Origin of the sequence: Collimonas sp. OK607 (assembly GCF_900111995.1) — a bacterium.
Lineage (GTDB): Bacteria > Pseudomonadota > Gammaproteobacteria > Burkholderiales > Burkholderiaceae_D > Collimonas.
The window spans coordinates 92930-110964 of sequence record NZ_FOKF01000017.1; the positions used below are offsets into that span (position 1 = coordinate 92930).

General features: G+C 58.5%; 11 protein-coding genes. 3 read left to right on the top strand and 8 right to left on the bottom strand.

What is annotated here, in order from left to right; genetic code table 11:
• Positions 1–23: 23 nt before the first annotated feature.
• The gene (locus BM029_RS13430; RefSeq protein WP_092436777.1) at positions 24–1415 is read right to left on the bottom strand and encodes an MFS transporter; all 1392 of its coding nucleotides are present in this window, start codon (positions 1413–1415) and stop codon (positions 24–26) included.
• 157 nt (positions 1416–1572) lie between these two features.
• Here BM029_RS13430 and pabB point away from each other — a divergent pair, with 157 nt between their 5' ends.
• Positions 1573–3468: an aminodeoxychorismate synthase component I gene (gene pabB, locus BM029_RS13435; RefSeq protein ID WP_244545040.1), complete on the top strand. Its 1896-nt coding sequence runs from the start codon at positions 1573–1575 to the stop codon at positions 3466–3468.
• A gap of 7 nt (positions 3469–3475) precedes the next feature.
• Here the strand turns inward: pabB and BM029_RS13440 are convergent, their stop codons facing one another.
• The 6 genes from BM029_RS13440 to BM029_RS13465 form a co-directional block, all read right to left on the bottom strand.
• Entirely contained in the window at positions 3476–3907 is a 432-nt protein-coding gene (locus BM029_RS13440) for an EamA family transporter (RefSeq protein ID WP_092436781.1), read from the bottom strand.
• A 112-nt stretch (positions 3908–4019) separates the two neighbouring features.
• Positions 4020–5519, bottom strand: coding sequence for an efflux transporter outer membrane subunit (locus BM029_RS13445; RefSeq protein WP_139217244.1), 1500 nt, complete (start codon positions 5517–5519; stop codon positions 4020–4022).
• Positions 5520–5612: 93 nt separating this feature from the next.
• Positions 5613–8831: an efflux RND transporter permease subunit gene (locus BM029_RS13450; RefSeq protein WP_092436785.1), complete on the bottom strand. Its 3219-nt coding sequence runs from the start codon at positions 8829–8831 to the stop codon at positions 5613–5615.
• Between the two features lie 18 nt (positions 8832–8849).
• Positions 8850–12008, bottom strand: a complete 3159-nt coding sequence (locus tag BM029_RS13455; RefSeq protein ID WP_092436787.1) for an MdtB/MuxB family multidrug efflux RND transporter permease subunit — start codon at positions 12006–12008, stop codon at positions 8850–8852.
• A gap of 17 nt (positions 12009–12025) precedes the next feature.
• Positions 12026–13504, bottom strand: coding sequence for an MdtA/MuxA family multidrug efflux RND transporter periplasmic adaptor subunit (locus tag BM029_RS13460; protein ID WP_092436789.1), 1479 nt, complete (start codon positions 13502–13504; stop codon positions 12026–12028).
• 357 nt (positions 13505–13861) lie between these two features.
• Positions 13862–14362, bottom strand: a complete 501-nt coding sequence (locus BM029_RS13465; protein WP_092436794.1) for a Spy/CpxP family protein refolding chaperone — start codon at positions 14360–14362, stop codon at positions 13862–13864.
• A gap of 357 nt (positions 14363–14719) precedes the next feature.
• Here BM029_RS13465 and BM029_RS13470 point away from each other — a divergent pair, with 357 nt between their 5' ends.
• Both BM029_RS13470 and BM029_RS13475 read left to right on the top strand, forming a co-directional pair.
• On the top strand, positions 14720–15442 hold the full coding sequence (locus BM029_RS13470; RefSeq protein ID WP_092436796.1) for a response regulator: 723 nt from the start codon (positions 14720–14722) through the stop codon (positions 15440–15442).
• Between the two features lie 62 nt (positions 15443–15504).
• Positions 15505–16860 carry an ATP-binding protein gene (locus BM029_RS13475; protein WP_092436798.1) on the top strand — a complete coding sequence of 452 codons (1356 nt, stop codon included), beginning with the start codon at positions 15505–15507 and terminating at the stop codon, positions 16858–16860.
• Between the two features lie 401 nt (positions 16861–17261).
• Here the strand turns inward: BM029_RS13475 and BM029_RS13480 are convergent.
• The coding region (locus BM029_RS13480; protein WP_092436800.1) for an IS110 family RNA-guided transposase at positions 17262–18035 on the bottom strand (774 nt) is incomplete at its 5' end.

Consider the following 18035-nt stretch of genomic DNA (forward strand, 5'->3'; position numbering starts at 1 on the left):
GTTCTAACCCGGGCTCTACTGGATCAGGCGCTGCGGCCCGACAATTCCGCGCCGGCATCCGGCTGCAGTTTCAAGGCGAACGGCAGCGAAGCCAGGGCAATCAGGGCAATCAGCAAGAACGCCGGCCAGAAATCGGTGCTGACCAGCGTCGCGTGGCCCTGTACCTGATTCGATACCTGTAGCGCAAAACCGCCGACGGTAACGCCCAGGCCAATCGCCAGTTGCTGGGCGACGCTGGTGAGGCTGGTGGCCTGGCTCATCTGGCGCTGATCAATCTCTGCGTAGGCAATTGCATTCAGGCTGGTAAATTGCATCGAACGCACACAACCGCCCAAAAGCAGCATGAGGATGATGAAGATATGCGGCGAATCCGCCTTCAAAACGCCGAACGCCGCCATCGACAACGCGCCAAGCAGCGTGTTATAGACCAGCACACTCCTGAAGCCGAATTTTTTCAGTACGGTCGTTGTCATGGTTTTGACAAAAATGGCGCCTGCCGCCGAAGCACAAGTCAGCAGGCCGGACTGGAACGGCGTCAGGCCGAAGCCTAGCTGGAACAGCAGCGGCAGCAAGAACGGCAATGCCCCCACGCCGATGCGGAACAGAGAACCGCCGAAGACGTTCATGCGTAGTGTAGGGATTTGCAGCAGCCGCAGGTTGATCAGCGGATGCGGGGTACGAAACGCATGCCACACGTACGCCAGCAAACTGACCGTGCCGACCACCACGCAAATCAGTGAAACATCGCCGGCGACCAGATGGCGGCCGGCGCTGGCCAGGCCGAACATCAGTGTCGAGCAGCCGACGGCAGACAGCAGGAAGCCGATCCAGTCGAGCGGCACGGTGTCGTCGCTGCGCAGGTTCTCGATATAGCGGGTAGCCAGGTAAATGCCGAGGATGCTGATCGGGATATTGATGAAGAAGATCCAGCGCCAGTGAAAATAAGTGGTGATGAAGCCGCCCAGCGGTGGCCCGATCACTGGCCCCAGCAAAGCCGGGATAGTCAGGTAGCTGAGGGCGCGCACCAGTTCTGCCTTGGAGGTGGTGCGCAAGATCACCAGCCGTCCGACCGGCACCATCATGGCGCCGCCCACCCCTTGCAGGAAACGGGCTGCGACAAATTCTGCCAACGTGTTGGATATGCCGCACAGGATCGAACCGAGCATGAACACCCCGATCGCACTGCGGAAAACCGTGCGCGCTCCAAAGCGGTCGGCCATCCAGCCGCTGACGGGGATGAATACCGCCAGGCTGACCAGATAGGAAGTCATCGCCAGCTTGAGCGCAATCGGACTTTCTCCCATATCATGCGCCATCATCGGCAACGAGGTGGCGATCACGGTGGAGTCCATGTTTTCCATGAACAAGGCGCAAGCCACGATCAGTGGCGTGAGGAAGACGCGGGATATGGCCATGAGGGACGGTGGTAAGTGGGCCGGGTGGGCAGGGTAGGCAGAAAGCCCTGCCAATCCTGCTTAAAAGAGCATAATTATAGCGGTTTGGACTATCCCTCACCGATCAGGTAGCATGCAGGCTGTTCTTCTGGCTATCCGTCGTATTTTTACAAGAATCATGATCAACACGTCTCCCTCTTCGACCGAGTGTTTCGCATTGCTGGATGACAGCAGTGCGACGGCGGCGCAGGCCCAATCATCCCGCCTGTCGCGTCTGTACACTGGTCACGCCCGCAGTCTGCAATGTTTTGAGGCGGATCAGCTGCCGGCGCTGATCGAACAAATGCAGCAAGCCTTGCGGGAAGGTTTGCACGCGGTGACCTTGTTTACTTACGAGCTGGGAATCGGCCTGCAGCGTGTCAGGCCTCAGCGGCAAGTTGTTCCGACGCTGCCGTTGGCGCAAATCCTGTTATTTTCCGACTGCAAGCATTTGAACGATGCCGAGGTAGATGCCTGGCTGGCACAGCGCCAGGCAGCGGAACCCAATCATGCTGAAGCCGGCGCCGGCATTGCGAACCTGAAGCCGAATGTCAGCGCAGAACAGTTTGCAGCCGCCATCGCCAGGATCCAAGCCTACATCGAAGCCGGCGATACCTATCAGGTGAACTACACCTACCGCCTGCGTTTCGACGTCTACGGCAGTCCTGTTGCTCTGTATCGACAACTGAGGCTGCGTCAGCCGGTGCCCTACGGCAGCCTGATCCAGCTGGCTGACGGCGCTGCGGTTGTATCGTTGTCGCCGGAACTGTTCGTCCGTCACGCTGCAGGCGTATTGACTGCGCGTCCGATGAAAGGAACCGCCGCCGCCAGCGGTGATGCCGAGCAGGATCGGCTGGCTGCCAATGCGCTCGCCGCAGATCCCAAGAATCTGGCGGAAAACCTGATGATTGTCGATTTGCTGCGGAATGACCTGGGACGCATCGCCGTTCCCGGTTCGGTGCGTGTGCCGCAATTGTTCGAAGTGACGCAGTTCAATACCGTGCTGCAAATGACCTCCACCGTGCAGGCGCAGGTGCGCGACGATGTCAGCCTCAGCGCGGTGATCCAGGCACTGTATCCCTGCGGTTCGATTACCGGCGCGCCCAAACATCGCACCATGCAAATCATCGATGAACTGGAGCCCGATCCGCGCGGCTTGTATACCGGTGCGATAGGCTGGTTCGATGAGGAGCAGGCGGGTCGCCGGTTTGGCGATTTCTGTTTGTCGGTACCGATCCGAACCTTGTGGTTGCAAGCAGCCGCGCGGGACGGCTTATATGGCGCCAGCATTCGTCGAGGTGAGATGGGAGTCGGCGCCGGCATCGTGCATGACAGCGTAGCGGCCGAGGAATATGCTGAATGTGCATTGAAAGCGAAATTCCTGACCGGCATGGGCGGCGATTTTTCCTTGTTCGAAACCATCTACGCCACCCGCGCCGACGGCTGCCGTCATCTGGATTTGCATTTGCAGCGATTGCAGGCTTCCGCCGTCTATTTCGGTTTTCCCTGTAACGACAAAATATTGCGCGCAGCGTTGCAGGCGCATTGCGCAAGTTTGCCCGCCACAGGCCCTCAGCGGCTGCGGCTGACCTTATCTGCAGATGGCAATTGCAGCCTGCAGAGCGCGGAGCTGGGAGACCTTGAGGCACCGGTCAATATATTGATCGCTCCGGTGCCGATGCAATCCGACGACTTGTTCCTGCGGCATAAAACCAGTGTGCGGCAACGCTACGATCAGGCATGGCAACAAGCGCAACAGCTAGGCGCTTTCGATATGCTGTTTTTCAATCAGGAAGGCGAGTTGACCGAGGGCGGCCGCAGCAGCGTTTTCCTCAAGCTGGACGGACGCTGGTATACGCCGCCGCTGAAATCGGGATTGTTGCCGGGAGTGATGCGGAGCGTGGTGCTGAACGATCCGGCATGGAATGCCAGTGAACGCAGTTTGCGCATGGAGGATTTGCTGGCCGCCGAACAGATCATGGTGTGCAACGCCTTGCGCGGAACCATGCCGGCAAGACTGTTGCAAGTGGCTTAGGCTTTAATTAAAAAGCGATAATCACGACCGATCCGGCCACAATCAGCGAGCCGCCAATGGCTACCGGCCAGGTCAGTTGTTCGCCGGCAAACAGCAAGCCCAACACGATGGCGAAGGCGACGCTGAGTTTGTCGATCGGAGCCACCTTCGAGATCGGGCCGATTTGCAGCGCATGGTAGTAGCACAGCCAGGACAAGCCGGTAGCGATGGCCGACAAGACCAGGAATAACCAGTTGGTGGGACTGACCAGCGCCGGCTTTTGCCATTCGTCGCGCAAGGTGATGATACCGGCGATCACGAACAAAATGACGACAGTGCGGATGAACGTGGCGAAGTTGGAATTCATGCCGGTAACGCCGAACTTGCCGAAGATCGCCGTCAAGCCGGCAAAAAATGCAGAGCCAAGAGCAAATAGCTGCCAGCTGGAGCCGAAGTTCATTTTTTCTCCCGATTAAACGTAGGGTGGGCACGGGTGCCCACGCGGAACTCCAGATTTTCTCACATTGCTTATGTCAGCAACGCGTGGGCAAAAAGGCTTACCCATCCTACAGTTATTTAGTTACCGGCTTGCTGTCTGCGGTGGCATTGCGATCATTTAACATGGCGTTGTCCGGCAGTTCAGACTGATTCCAGCCGCCGCCGAGCGCCTTGATCAGCAGCACGCTCGCAGCATAGCGTCGATTCTGGATATTCAGCGCCGACAAATCCGCACTGAATGCGGTTGCCTGCGCCGTCACCACACTGGTGTAGTTGACGGTGCCGGCCTTGTACTGATTCAAGATCAGCTCCAGCGCATGATGGGCAAACTGGACGGTTTCGCCTTGGACCAGGGCTTCCTGTTCCAGGATGCGCAAGGCCGCCAGGTTATCTTCGACTTCCTGGAAGCTGGTCAGCACCGCTTGTTTGTACACCGCAACGCTGGCGTCGTAGGCGGCTATTGCCTGATCGCTTTGAGCGCGTCGTGCGCCGCCGTCAAACAGGGTAGCTGCCAAGGCCGGTCCGAGCGACCAGATGCGGTTGGGGACGGTCAGCCAATCGGCAAAGCTGTTGCTTTGAAAGCCGCCCGAAGCCGACAAGGTCAGATTGGGGAAGTAAGCGGCCTTGGCCACGCCGATCTTGGCATTGGCCGCCGCCGCCAGCCGCTCTGCCGAGCTGACATCGGGGCGGCGCTCCAGCAGCGATGACGGCACGCCGACCGGAATATCCGGCAGCACTGCAACCAGCGGCGCAGGTGTAATCGAAAAGGAGGACGCTGCCTGTCCGGTCAACAGGGCGATCGCGTGTTCCAGCTGCGCGCGCAGTACGCCATTGTCCAGCGCTTGCGCCTGGGCGCTTCTGAGCTGGGTCTGGGCCTGAATCACGTCAGACCGGGCAACTACGCCGACGGTATACTGGTTTTGCGTCAGTTGCAGCGATTTTTGATAGGCGGCTACCGTGTCGTCGAGCAGGTTTTGCTGCTGGTCGATTACCCGCAACTGCAGGTAATTTTGCGCCAGGGTGGATTGGGCGCTGAGCCTGGCCACTTGCAATTCGGCGGCGCTGGCCTGGGCCGACGCCTGATTCGATTCCACTGTACGCCTGATGCTGCCCCACAGATCCGGTTCCCAGCTGGCGCTCAGGCCGAGCGAATCGCTGGTCGTTACTGAACCGCTGCTGCTGTTCAGGGAGCTGGTGCCGGTACGCCCACCTCCACCTGAACGCGTGGACGAGACATTGGCGGATACGGTCGGGAAGTAAGACGATCTTGCCGACTCCACCAATGCTTTAGCCTGCCGGTATTGCGCCTCGGCTTGCGCCAGATTCTGATTGGAGATGTTGACTTGCTCGACCAGTGCATTCAATTGCGGGTCCTGGTATATTTCCCACCATTTTCCGTGCAGTTCCTGGTCTTGCGGGGTAGCGGTTTTCCAATCCTTCATCTCTTTGAAGGCAGCTGGCGCAACGGTGGCCGGCCGTACGTAATCCGGGCCGACCGCACAGGCGCTTAACAGCAGCGCCGTGGCCGTCGCCGCCAACAAGGTTTTATGCATGGGTGCTTGCGTATGTTTCATATTGAATCCGTTGAGTTCGCTGTGTCCGCTAAGTAAAGTTTTTCGCCGACAATGATTTTTGCGTCTTCACAAAGCTAAGGCTACATCCATCCGTCATGCTTCGCTTGGGTCAGGCAGTGGCCGGCCGCCTCGCCGTTGCCATTTGTCCGTGCTCCACAGGCGGAAGCGATCCATGTACAGATAGACCACCGGTGTCGTGTACAGCGTCAGCAACTGGCTCACGATCAAGCCGCCGACGATCGCGATACCCAGCGGCCGGCGCAGCTCGGCGCCGTCGCCATGGCCCAACGCCAGCGGCACCGCCCCGAACATCGCCGCCATGGTGGTCATCATGATCGGACGGAAGCGCAGCCGGCACGCTTCAAAAATCGAGTCGCGTGGTGACAGGCCCTGGGTGCGTTCAGCCTCCAGGGCGAAATCGATCATCATGATGGCGTTCTTCTTGACGATGCCGATCAGCAAGATCACCCCGATCAAGGCAATCAGGCTGAAATCGGTGCCAGTCGCCAGCAATGCCAGCAGGGCGCCGACGCCGGCCGAAGGCAGGGTTGAAAGGATGGTGATCGGGTGGATATAGCTTTCGTACAAAATGCCCAGCACGATGTACACCGCCAGCAGCGCCGTCAGGATCAGCATCGGCTGGCTGTTCAACGATGACTGGAACACATTAGCCGAGCCCTGGAAACTGCCGTGGACCTCGGTCGGCACGCCGAGCCGGGCCAGCGAATCGTTTATCGAAGCTGTCGCATCGGATAAGGAAACACCTGCCGGCAGGTTGAAAGAAATAGTGGAGGCAATGAACTGGCTTTGGTGATTGACCCCGAGCGAAGTATTGGTCGGCTGGAAGCTGGAAAACGCCGCCAGCGGCATCTGTTGTTCAGCCGTAGTTGAAAGAGTCAGCGCCAGCGAAGAATTGGACGCCAGCTTCCCGCCCGCAGTCAATGCCGGCGGCGTGCCGAGGGCCGAAGTGGTGGGCGACAGGTTGGCCGTGCTGGCGGGAATGCTGACGTAAGTGTTGTGCAGGATCTGCGGACTCTGCAAGTATTGCGGGCCCGCTTCCATCACCACATGGTATTGATTCATGCCGCTGTAGATGGTTGATACCTGGCGCTGGCCAAACAAGTCGTTCAAGGTCGAGTCGATCAGCTGCGGCGTGACGCCGCTGCGTATCGCGGTTTCGCGGTCGATGGTCAAGGTGGTTTGCAAGCCCTTGTCCTGCTGGTCGGTATTGACGTCGGCAAGTTCCGGTAGGGCGCTGAATGCCTCGCGGATCTTCGGTTCCCAGGTGCGCAGCAGGTTCAGGTCGTCGGATTGCAAGGTGTACTGGTACTGGGCGTCGCTGGAGCGGCCGCCGACCCGGATATCCTGCACCGATTGCATGAACAGGTTGGCGCCGGGCACGTGGCTGAGCTTGCCGCGCAGACGCGCGATTACCTGGTCTGCGGTGAGCTTGCGTTCCGAGAGCGGCTTGAGTGTGATGAACATGTTGCCGCGATTGCTCTGGCCGCCGCCGGTGAAGGCGATCACGCTTTGCACGTCGGGGTCCTTGCGGACAATATCCACAAACTCATTCAGCTTGACCTTCATCGACTGGAATGAAATCGCCTGGTCGCCCTGGATGCCGCCGATCACCAGGCCGGTATCCTGCTGCGGGAAAAAGCCCTTGGGAATGACGGTGTACAGATAGACGTTCAGCACGATGGTGCCGAGCAGGATCAGCATCATCAATGGCGAAAAGCGCAGGGCCCAGGCCAGCGAGCGTTCGTAGCCGCGCAGCATGGCATTGAAGGCGCGTTCGGTGGCGGTGAAGAAACGTCCTTGCTTGCGGTGCGGTTCGTGCTTGAGCAGGCGTGCGCACATCATCGGCGTGGTGGTCAGCGATACCACCAGCGATACCAGGATCGCTACCGACAGGGTGACGGCGAATTCGCGGAACAGGCGGCCGACGATACCGCCCATCAACAGGATCGGGATGAACACGGCGATCAGGGAGATACTCATCGACATCACGGTAAAGCCGACTTCTTTCGCTCCTTGCAACGCGGCGGCAAACGGTTTCATGCCTTTTTCAATGTGCCTTGAAACGTTTTCCAGGACCACGATTGCATCGTCCACCACGAAGCCGGTGGCGATCGTCAGCGCCATCAGGGATAGATTGTCGAGGCTGTATCCAAGCAAATACATGACACCGAAAGTGCCGATTAGCGAGACCGGGACGGCGACTGCCGGGATCAGCGTGGCGCGGCCGTTGCGCAGGAACAGGAACACCACCATGATCACCAGCGCGATCGACATCAGCAGCGTGTTTTCGGTTTCACGTAAAGAGGCGCGAATCGTCGGTGTGCGGTCGAGCGCGACATCGAGATTGATGGCGGCCGGGATCGACGCTCGCAGCTGCGGCAACAGCGCCCGCACTTCATCCACCGTTTCAATAATGTTGGCGCCTGGCTGGCGGTTCAGGATCACCAGTACCGACGGCTTGCCGTTGGCGGAGCCGGCGTTGCGCACGTTGGCAACCGAGTCGATCACGTTGGCGACATCGCTCACGCGCACCGCCGCACCGTTACGATAGGCGACGATCAGCGGCATGTACTCGGCGGCGGTCTTGGCCTGGTCGTTGGCGTAAATCTGCCAGTTTTTATCGCCGTCTTCCAGCATGCCTTTAGGACGGTTGGCATTGGTGGCGGCGATCGCAGTGCGTACATCGGCCGAGCCGATGCCGTATTTGTTGAGCGCGGTCGGATTCAACTCAACCCGCACCGCAGGCTGCGAACTGCCGCCGACGCTGACCTGGCCGACACCGGCAACCTGCGACAGTTTTTGCGCCAGGATGGTATCGGCGGCATCGTACATCTGGCCTTGCGTCATGCTGTCCGAGGTTAGCGCCAGGATCATGATCGGCGCATCGGCCGGATTCACCTTGCGATAACTCGGATTGCTGGGCAGGCCGGTCGGCAGCAGGTTGCGGGCTGCATTCAGCGCTGCCTGGACATCTCGCGCGGCGCCGTCAATGTCGCGGCTGAGATCGAACTGCATGGTGATGCGGGTCGAGCTGAGCGAGCTCGACGAGGTCATTTCGGTAACCCCTGCGATCGATCCGAGCGCGCGTTCGAGCGGCGTCGCCACGGTGGCGGCCATGGTTTCCGGACTGGCGCCTGGCAAAGAAGCCGAGATCGAGATGGTCGGGAAATCTACTTGCGGCAACGGTGACACCGGCAGCAGCCGGAATGCCACCATGCCGGCCAGGGCAATGCCGATGGTCAGTAGTGTGGTGGCAATCGGCCGTTCAATAAAGGGACGCGAGATATTCATGCTGTGACCTGTTCTACCTTACGGCTGCGGCTGCGGTGGCGGCGTAGGGAGAAGCGTCGCGCCATCGTGGTCGTCATCGCCATGGCTGTCGTCCTTGTTGCCGAAGCGTGCCTTCATGCGGCGCGCCAGGTTATCGAACGCCAGGTAGATGACCGGCGTGGTGAACAAGGTCAATACCTGCGATACCAGCAAGCCGCCAACCATGGTAATCCCCAGCGGTTGCCGCAGTTCCGAACCGACACCTGTACCCAGCATCAACGGCAAGGCGCCTAGCAGAGCCGCCATGGTGGTCATCAGGATCGGGCGGAAGCGCAGTAGGCACGCCTGGTAAATCGCGTCACGCGGCGTTTTGCCCTCGTTGCGTTCGGCATCGAGCGCAAAGTCGATCATCATGATGGCGTTTTTCTTGACGATACCGATCAGAAGGATAATCCCGATGATGCCGATAATCCCCAGGTCGCTGCCGGCGATCATCAGCGAGAGCAGGGCGCCGACCCCGGCCGACGGCAGCGTCGACAAGATCGTGATCGGATGGATGTAGCTTTCGTACAGAACGCCGAGCACGATATACATCGTGATGATCGCCGCCAGGATCAGCATCAGGGTGTTGCTCAGCGATGCCTGGAAGGCCAGCGCGGCGCCTTGGAAGCTGGTCTGGATACTTTCCGGCATGCCGATTTCCAGTTCCGCCGCCTGGATCGCCTTGACCGCCTCGCCGAGCGAAGCGCCGGGCGCCAGGTTGAATGAAATCGTGGTGGCAGGGAACTGGCCGATATGGTTGATCACCAGCGGCGAAGTGCGTTCCTCAACCGTAGCTATGCTCGACAGCGGCACCTGATTGCCGTTGCCGGCAACCAGGAAAATACTGTTCAGCGCCGCCGGACCTTTCTGGAACTCCGGCTTGACCTCCATCACCACCCGATACTGGTTCGATTGGGTATAGATGGTCGAAATCAGGCGCTGGCCGAAGGCGTTATACAAGGCATTGTCGATCGCCGCCGTAGTGATGCCCAGCCGCGAGGCCGCATCGCGGTCGATTGCGATATAGGCTTGCAAACCGAGATCTTGCTGGTTACTGGCGATATCGGCCAGTTCAGGGGCCTTGCGCAGGCGCGCGATCAGTTTTGGCACCCAGATGCTCAATTCAGCAGCGTTGGCATCTTCGAGGGCGAACTGATACTGGGTGCGGCTGACGCTGTCTTCAATCGTCAGGTCTTGCACCGGTTGCATGTAAAGCGTGATGTCGCCGACCTGGCGATCCAGTTCCGGCTGCAGGCGGCGGATGACGTCGCTGGCGCTGATATCGCGCTGGTCGTGCGGCTTCAGGTTGATCAGCATGCGCCCGGCATTCAAGGTGGCGTTGCTGCCATCGACGCCGATGAACGACGACAGGCTCTCGACTGCAGGATCTTTCAGCACCACTGCCGCCAGCGCTTGCTGGCGTTCGGCCATGGCGGAAAATGAAATCGACTGGCTAGCTTCTGAAATACCCTGGATGACGCCTGTGTCCTGCACCGGGAAAAAGCCCTTTGGAATGAAGATGTACAACACCGCCGTCAGCACCAGTGTGCCGATGGCCACTATCAAGGTCGAGACCTGATGGCGCAGCACCCATTCCAGCGCTACGCCGTAACGGGCAATGATACGGTCCAGGAGTGCGCCACTTTTGCGATAGAACCAGCTTTGCTTTTCTTCCGGAATATGATGCAGCAGCTTGGCGCACATCATCGGCGTCAGGGTCAGCGAGATGACCGCTGAAATCAGGATGGCCACCGCCAGCGTGATAGCGAATTCGCGGAACAGGCGGCCGACCACGTCGCCCATGAACAGCAGCGGAATCAGCACTGCAATCAGCGAAAATGTCAGCGAAATGATGGTAAAGCCGATTTGCTCCGCGCCTTTAAGGGCGGCCTGCAAGGGCATCATGCCTTCTTCGATATAGCGCGAAATATTTTCGATCATCACGATCGCATCGTCGACCACGAAGCCGGTAGCGATGGTGAGCGCCATCAACGTCAGGTTGTTCACCGAAAAACCGGCCAGGTACATGACGCCGAAAGTACCGATCAGCGACAGCGGCACCGCCACGCTCGGGATGATGGTTGCGGGTACGCTGCGCAGGAAGATGAAAATCACCATCACCACCAGCGCTATCGACAACAGCAGTTCGAATTGCACGTCCGACACAGAAGCGCGGATGGTGGTAGTGCGGTCGGTCAGGATCTGGACGTCGATAGCGCCGGGCAGGGTTTCCTGCAGTTTCGGCAGGATCTTCTTGATGCTGTCGACCACACCGATCACGTTGGCGCCCGGTTGGCGCTGGATATTCAGGATCACCGCGGGCGAGGTGTTGGCCCAGGCTGCCAGACGGACGTTTTCTGCATCGTCAATCACGTCGGCGATATCGGAGACGCGGATCGGCGCGCCGTTCTTGTAAGCGATGATCAGGTTGCGGTATTCGTCAGCCGAGCGCAACTGGTCGTTGGCATCGATGGTCGAGGCGCGCGCCGGTCCGTCGAAGCTGCCTTTGGCCTGGTTGACGTTGGCATTGCCGATAGCAGTGCGGATGTCGTCCAGATTCAATCCCAGCGCTGCGACTGCGCGCGGATTCAGTTGCAACCGGACGGCTGGCCGCTGACCGCCGGACAAGCTGACCAGGCCTACCCCCGGCACTTGCGAAATCTTTTGCGCCAGACGGGTGTCGATCAGGTCTTGTACCTTGGGCAGCGGTAGCGTTTTCGATGTAATCGCCAACGACATGATCGGTGTATCGGCCGGATTGACCTTGTTGTAGATCGGTGGTGTCGGCAGATCGGACGGCAACAGGTTGCTGCCGGCATTGATCGCCGCCTGGACTTCCTGCTCGGCGATATCGAGGCTCAGGTCCAGGCTGAATTGCAAGGTGATGACCGAGGCGCCGCCGGAACTGGTCGAAGACATCTGGTTAAGGCCCGGCATCTGGCCGAACTGGCGCTCCAGCGGGGCGGTGACCGACGAGGTCATGACGTCCGGGCTGGCGCCGGGGTACAGCGTCACGACCTGGATGGTCGGATAGTCGACTTCCGGCAAGGCCGAAAGCGGTAATTGCTTGTAGGCGACGACGCCGGCCAGGAAAATGGCCAGCATCAACAGGGATGTGGCAACCGGCCGGAGAATGAACTGACGTGAGGGATTCATGCGTTCTTCAGAGTCGTTTATTGACTGTTGCGGTTGGTGGCAGCGGGGGTAGCCGGAGCGGTAGCCGGAGTGTTTGGTGTCGCAGGCGCGGCAGACGCAGAAGCGGCAGCAGGCGCAGCACCGCCATTGGCGTCTTGCTGGTGACGATGGCCGCCCTTATGGGCGCCGGCGGCTGCGTTGCCGGTGGCGGCGCCAGCCGTTGCTGCTGCAGCCGGGCCACCACGGGCCACCGGTTCGACTTTCGCGCCTTCCTTCAATTTGTCGATGCCGTCGATGACGACTGTTTCGCCTACGGCAATACCTTTTTCAATCGCAGTCGATTCACCTTCCACCGGACCTGCCGTTATCTGACGGATGGTGACGGTATGGTCGGCCTTCACCACATAGACGAAGTTACCTTGGGCGCCGCGCTGGATTGCCGCATTTGGAATCACGGTAGCGTCGCGCCGCGTATCGAGCAGCATGCGGACATTGACGAACTGGCTCGGAAACAGGGCGTAGTTAGCATTCGGGAATTCTGCCTTCAGCTTGACCGTGCCGGTGGTGCTGTCGACCTGATTGTCGATGGTCAGCAGAGCGCCGCTATCGAGTTTGTTCTTTTGGTCGCGATCCCATACATCGGTCGCCAGCTTTTTACCGGCCTGAATCTGTTTCATGACACTGGGGATATTATCTTCGGGAATGCTGAATACGCTGGTGATAGGTTGCAACTGGGTGATGATGACGATGCCGTTGGTATCGCTGCTTTGCACCACGTTGCCCAGATCGACCTGGCGCAAACCGAGCCGGCCGCTGATCGGCGCAGTGATGCGCGAGTAAGTGAGTTGCAGGCGGGCGCTGTCGAGTGCGCCTTGATCGGATTTGACCGTACCCTCATATTGCTTGACCAGGGCCGCCTGGGTATCGACCTGCTGGCTGGCGATGGAATCTTGCGCCAGCAACGTGCGATAGCGCTGTAAATCGATTTGCGCGGCCTTTAGCAGGGCAGTGTCTTTGATGAGCTGGCCTTCGGCTTGCGTCACCGCCACCTGGTAAGGACGCGGATCCAGTTCGGCCAGCAAGGCGCCGGCCTTGACTACCTGTCCTTCCTGGAAGTGCAATTTGATCAACTCCCCGTTGACCCGGCTTTTGACGATGGCGGTGGCTTCGGGAGTGACGCTGCCGAGGCCCGAGATAAAGATCCTGATATCGCCGGTTTTGGCGATCGCTACGCCGACCGGCAATGGGCCGCCGCCCGCGAATGCACCGCGCTTGCCGCCACCTTTTCCGCCTTTACCGCCGCCATTGGCGGCTTGTCCCGATGGCTGCCCCGATGCTGCTGCGGCCGGATCGGCAGCCTTATGGCTACGCCCCCAGATCAGGTAGGCCGCCAACGCCAGGACAATAACTGCTACCAGCCACAGCCAGCCGCGCTGGAATCCGCCCTGGTATTGGTTAGGACGAGCAGGACGGGGCTGGCTAGATTGATCGATTCGAGGAGTCGGTGTAGTAGTCATCGCAGGCAGGAGGTCAGTCAGAATGTGGTCAGGCGCAATGCATGAATTTGGCGGAAACTTTCATCCGGCAAAATGTTGAAAAATAATTACATGAGTTTAGCGAGTAAATTTTACCGCCGCGTGTATTTATTAGAAATTGTTTCAAATTCACGAAAGAGCTTGTGAGGCAGTGTAGCCGCTAGCCAGGTGGACGGCAATTGAGGCAAGATCCAGGGGCGTAGCCGTGGAAGCCATGTCCGGCAAACGGCCAAATCGCCGAGCTACGCGTTGGTTTGACGTTAAACCTGGCGTATTTCGGCGATTTGGCCGTTTGCCGAACGCTGGCTCCGGCCCGGATGGGTGCCGGGCCGGGTTCAATTATGGACGACCGTCCGGGCCGCCACGATGAAAGCCGCGATGACCGAAGCGGTGGTGCTCCATTTTTTTGAAGTGTTCGTCAAAGACCTTCTGCTGTACCGGTGTCAGCACAGCGTAGAATTCCTTGACGGCCGCAGTACGTTCGGCCAGGCGTGTCTCGGCCCGTTTCAGGAATTCCATCTGGTGGTCCATGCGTTCAGGGGCGGTTTGCTTGGCCCATTCTTCCTTGCCAGGGCGTTGTTGCGCTGCATCAGCCGGTTTGACGGGTTTGATTTTACCCAGGAAGGTCTGCCATGCAGTTTCTTGTGCCGGTGTGATTTTCAGATCGTCGTGCCATTTGGCCTGGCGTTTTGCCATTTTCTCGGCGAATTTGGCCTTTTGCTCAGCCGTAGGGGCATGTTGGCCGGGGGCGCCGTCGGCTTGCGCATAGGCGGTCATACCCATTGCAGCGAAGCTCAGTGCGGTCATGCCAATCAGCAGTTGTTTGCGAAGCTTGAACATAGTGAAGTCCTTCCATGAATGTAAGTGCAATCCGCACAGTTCGCATTGAAACGCGCTGGTGTATCGGCGGTTTTTCATGAAACAACGGCTTTGTATCGCCGTGTATGGCATCAAGTTTGCTTTGTATCTTAATGTGTCTACATAGCTGGCAGATATGCCAATATACAAATTACTATCGTCTTTATTGCTGCGAATTGCCATAATCCTGAAAACCACAGGCATCCGCTGCTTCTAACTATCAGGGATCGATCGCATTGAATACGCTGTCATTCATCATTACCATTTTTTCTTTCCGATTGGCCGCGCTTCCGGTCTCACTGCAATTGACTGCCAACAGGCCCTAGGATAACCACGCATATGGAAACTGCTGCTCACATATTGGTGGTCGATGACGACCACGAAATCCGGACTTTGCTGGCCGAATACCTGGATGCCAACGGCTTCCGCACCTTGATGGCGACCAACGGCAGCGACATGCGCAAAGTGCTGTCGGAAGCGCGGGTCGACCTGGTGGTGCTGGATCTCACCTTGCCGGGGGAAGACGGATTGACCTTGTGCCGCAACCTGCGTGCCGATTCGAATATCCCTGTGATCATGCTGACCGCACGCGGCGAGCCGCTGGACCGCATCCTGGGACTTGAGATGGGCGCCGACGATTACCTGTCGAAGCCGTTCGAGCCGCGTGAATTGTTTGCCCGCATCCGCAGTGTCTTGCGCCGCACCCAGGCGCTGCCGCCGAACATGGTCTCGCCGGAAGCCCAGCAGATCCAGTTCGGGCGCTGGACGCTCGATCTGATCGCGCGCCACCTGGTCAACAGCGACGGTCTGGTGGTGGCGTTATCGGGCGCCGAATACCGTATTCTCAAGGTGTTCCTGGATCACCCGAACCGGGTCCTGAACCGCGATCAATTGCTGGAGTTGACGCAGGGCCGGGAATCCGATCCATTCGATCGCTCAGTCGATATCCAGATTAGCCGCCTGCGCCAAAAGCTTGGCGACGACGCCCGTACCCCGGGGATCATCAAGACAGTGCGTAACGAGGGATATGTGCTGGCCACCGCTGTGACGGTGGAGTCGTGATGCGTATGCCGGGCCGGGCAGCGGCAACCGTGCGCTAAAGTTTGAAAAAAGGAATTCTGTCTGTGAGAAATTTTCTTGGCTCGGTTGCCAACCGGGTATTCCTGATTCTGCTGGCGGGGATCCTGGTGGCGGCCGCCACTACCAGCTGGCTGGCCGACAATGAACGACGCAAGGCTTTCAAGGAGTTTTACGAGTTCCGCATTGCCGAGCGGGTCGAACAGATCGTTTTTTCGCTAGACAATGTCGGCCCTGACATGCGTTCCGCGGTGTTGCAGACCAGTGATAATTTTGGCATGGAAGCCAGCATGGTCGAAAATACCGAAAGTGCAGTCAATGATAATCCTTCACTGACCGCTCTCCTGAAGGCGCGGCTGGGCGATGATCGCAGCGTGCTGGTGGATAAGCAAAGCGATTGCACGTTGCATACGCGCAGAGGTCTTGATTTTCGCAAGGTCGAAGAATGCCAGGTGGTCTACGTCAGCCTGAAAGACGGTGCGCTGCTGAAGCTGAAGCTGCGCATGATGCGTGGACCGGGAGGGCCGGCTGGTCGGCCGCCCGGCATACCGTACCTGTCACCTTATTTCGCCTTGTTCCTGTTGTTGATCGGTGGCCTTGCTTTTTTTGTGGCCAAAATGACGGCGCGTCCGATCAAGCATCTGGCGGTTGCCGCCGGTGAATTGGGGCGCGATATCGACCGGCCGCCGCTGGATGAAACCGGGCCGACGGAAGTGCGCCAGGCTGCTACCGCTTTCAACGCCATGCAAGCGCGTATCAAACGGCAGATTCAGCACCGTACCCACATGCTGGCGGCGATTACCCATGATTTGCAAACACCGTTGACCCGATTGCGCCTGCGTTTGGAAAAAGTGGGCGAGGAGGATTTGCGTCGCAAGCTGCTGGAGGATCTTGCTGTCATGCAGGGCATGGTGCGTGAGGGATTGGATTTGGCGCGTAGCATGGATTCGGCGGAGGTGATGCAGAAGCTGGATATCGATTCCTTGCTGGATAGCGTTTGCGCTGATGCGGTCGATGCCCGACAGGACGTTACGTTGGAGGGGCGTACGCGCGCTTCGATCATGGCGCAGCCGAATACATTGCGGCGTTGCCTGACAAATCTGGTCGATAATGCGACCAAATACGGTCGTTATGCGCGTCTGCAGGTGGCGCGTGAGGGGGCTGATATCGTGATCACGATTCGGGATGGCGGGTTGGGTATTCCTGCGGAGTTCCTGGAGGCGGTGTTTGATCCGTTTTTCAGGTTGGAGACTTCGCGTTCGCGGGATACGGGGGGGACTGGGTTGGGGCTGACGATTGCGCGTAATATCGCTGAGAATCATCGGGCTACTTTGCAGTTGCGTAATCATCCGGAGAGTGGGTTGGAGGTTACTTTGCGGTTGCCGGCTTTGAATGGGATTTGACGGTAGCTGAAACGGGTGCTACTCCGTGGATGCATGCCGGGGGCGGCCCGGCAGCCGCATACTTTCTTTGCTTCGCCAAAGAAAGTACGCAAAGAAAGGCGACCGCAAAGCCACTGCCTTCCCTTCGGTCAGGTCCCCAAATCTATGGTCACCCCGATTTTTGCAAGGCTAATTTCTGATGTCGTAGTTGGCTTGCTTAAATCTATCCGGAGTCGCTGTGGAAAACATCTTCCCGCTCCACGATGAGAGTCGCGCCTGACAGTTCCAAAAAATGTGGTCGGCTTTGATTCCAGCCTATTTGGGGATCGGATTTTTTGTCAGGCCTCTGTGCCGTTACGTCATCAAATTTCAGCGTTCGCAAAACCAGTTGGGTAAGTCGGTAAATCAATCGTGCAAAGCAATCAGACAGACAGTGGCATTGCTTTCACTTCAAACACCTTGCTTCGGGCAACAATGGCCCACGCAATTCTTGCCAATTTATTCGCGAGCGCACAGGCAACCACATTTGGGTGTCGCCGTGCCAACATGTTCCGTATCCATTGTCCAAGCTGATCTTTGCGGTTTTCTACATGTACCATGATGGCGCGCGCACCTTGCACCAGCAGTCGGCGGATATGTTTATCGCCCCGCTTGCTGATGCCGAGCAAATTGGCTCTACCGCCCGTGCTGTACTGTCGTGGAACGAGTCCGATCGATGCCGCAAAATCGCGACTACAGCCGTATTGCTTGCCGTCGCCCATCTCGGCCGTCAGTACACTGGCCGTAATGGGACCAATGCCTGGAATCGTCAGTAACCGTTGTCCGATGTCGTCATCGGCTAATTGCTGGCGTAATTCTTTCTCGATTTCACAGACTTGTTCATCAAGATACTTGTAGTGGGCATGCAATCGTTCTAGCACAGCAACCAGCCTGGGTGGTAGTGTATGTTCAGCCAAGGTCGCCGGCAAACGCTTGATGACAGCCTGTCCAATCGGAAGGCTGATGCCGAACTCAAGTAAAAATCCGTGGATTTGATTGATCGTGCCGGTACGATCTTTGACCAGCGCTTCGCGTACTCGATGCAAGGCCGACAGCGTTTGCTGTGATTCTGTCTTGGGTGTGACAAACCGCATTGACGGCCGTGAGGCCGCTTCGCAGATCGCTTCGGCATCGACAAAATCGTTCTTGTTGCTCTT

Coding starts and splice junctions, on each gene's coding strand:
- BM029_RS13430 (WP_092436777.1), bottom strand. CDS start 1,415: ATGGCCATATCCCGCGTCTTCCTCACGCCACTGATCGTGGCTTGCGCC.
- pabB (WP_244545040.1), top strand. CDS start 1,573: ATGATCAACACGTCTCCCTCTTCGACCGAGTGTTTCGCATTGCTGGAT.
- BM029_RS13440 (WP_092436781.1), bottom strand. CDS start 3,907: ATGAACTTCGGCTCCAGCTGGCAGCTATTTGCTCTTGGCTCTGCATTT.
- BM029_RS13445 (WP_139217244.1), bottom strand. CDS start 5,519: ATGAAACATACGCAAGCACCCATGCATAAAACCTTGTTGGCGGCGACG.
- BM029_RS13450 (WP_092436785.1), bottom strand. CDS start 8,831: ATGAATATCTCGCGTCCCTTTATTGAACGGCCGATTGCCACCACACTA.
- BM029_RS13455 (WP_092436787.1), bottom strand. CDS start 12,008: ATGAATCCCTCACGTCAGTTCATTCTCCGGCCGGTTGCCACATCCCTG.
- BM029_RS13460 (WP_092436789.1), bottom strand. CDS start 13,504: ATGACTACTACACCGACTCCTCGAATCGATCAATCTAGCCAGCCCCGT.
- BM029_RS13465 (WP_092436794.1), bottom strand. CDS start 14,362: ATGTTCAAGCTTCGCAAACAACTGCTGATTGGCATGACCGCACTGAGC.
- BM029_RS13470 (WP_092436796.1), top strand. CDS start 14,720: ATGGAAACTGCTGCTCACATATTGGTGGTCGATGACGACCACGAAATC.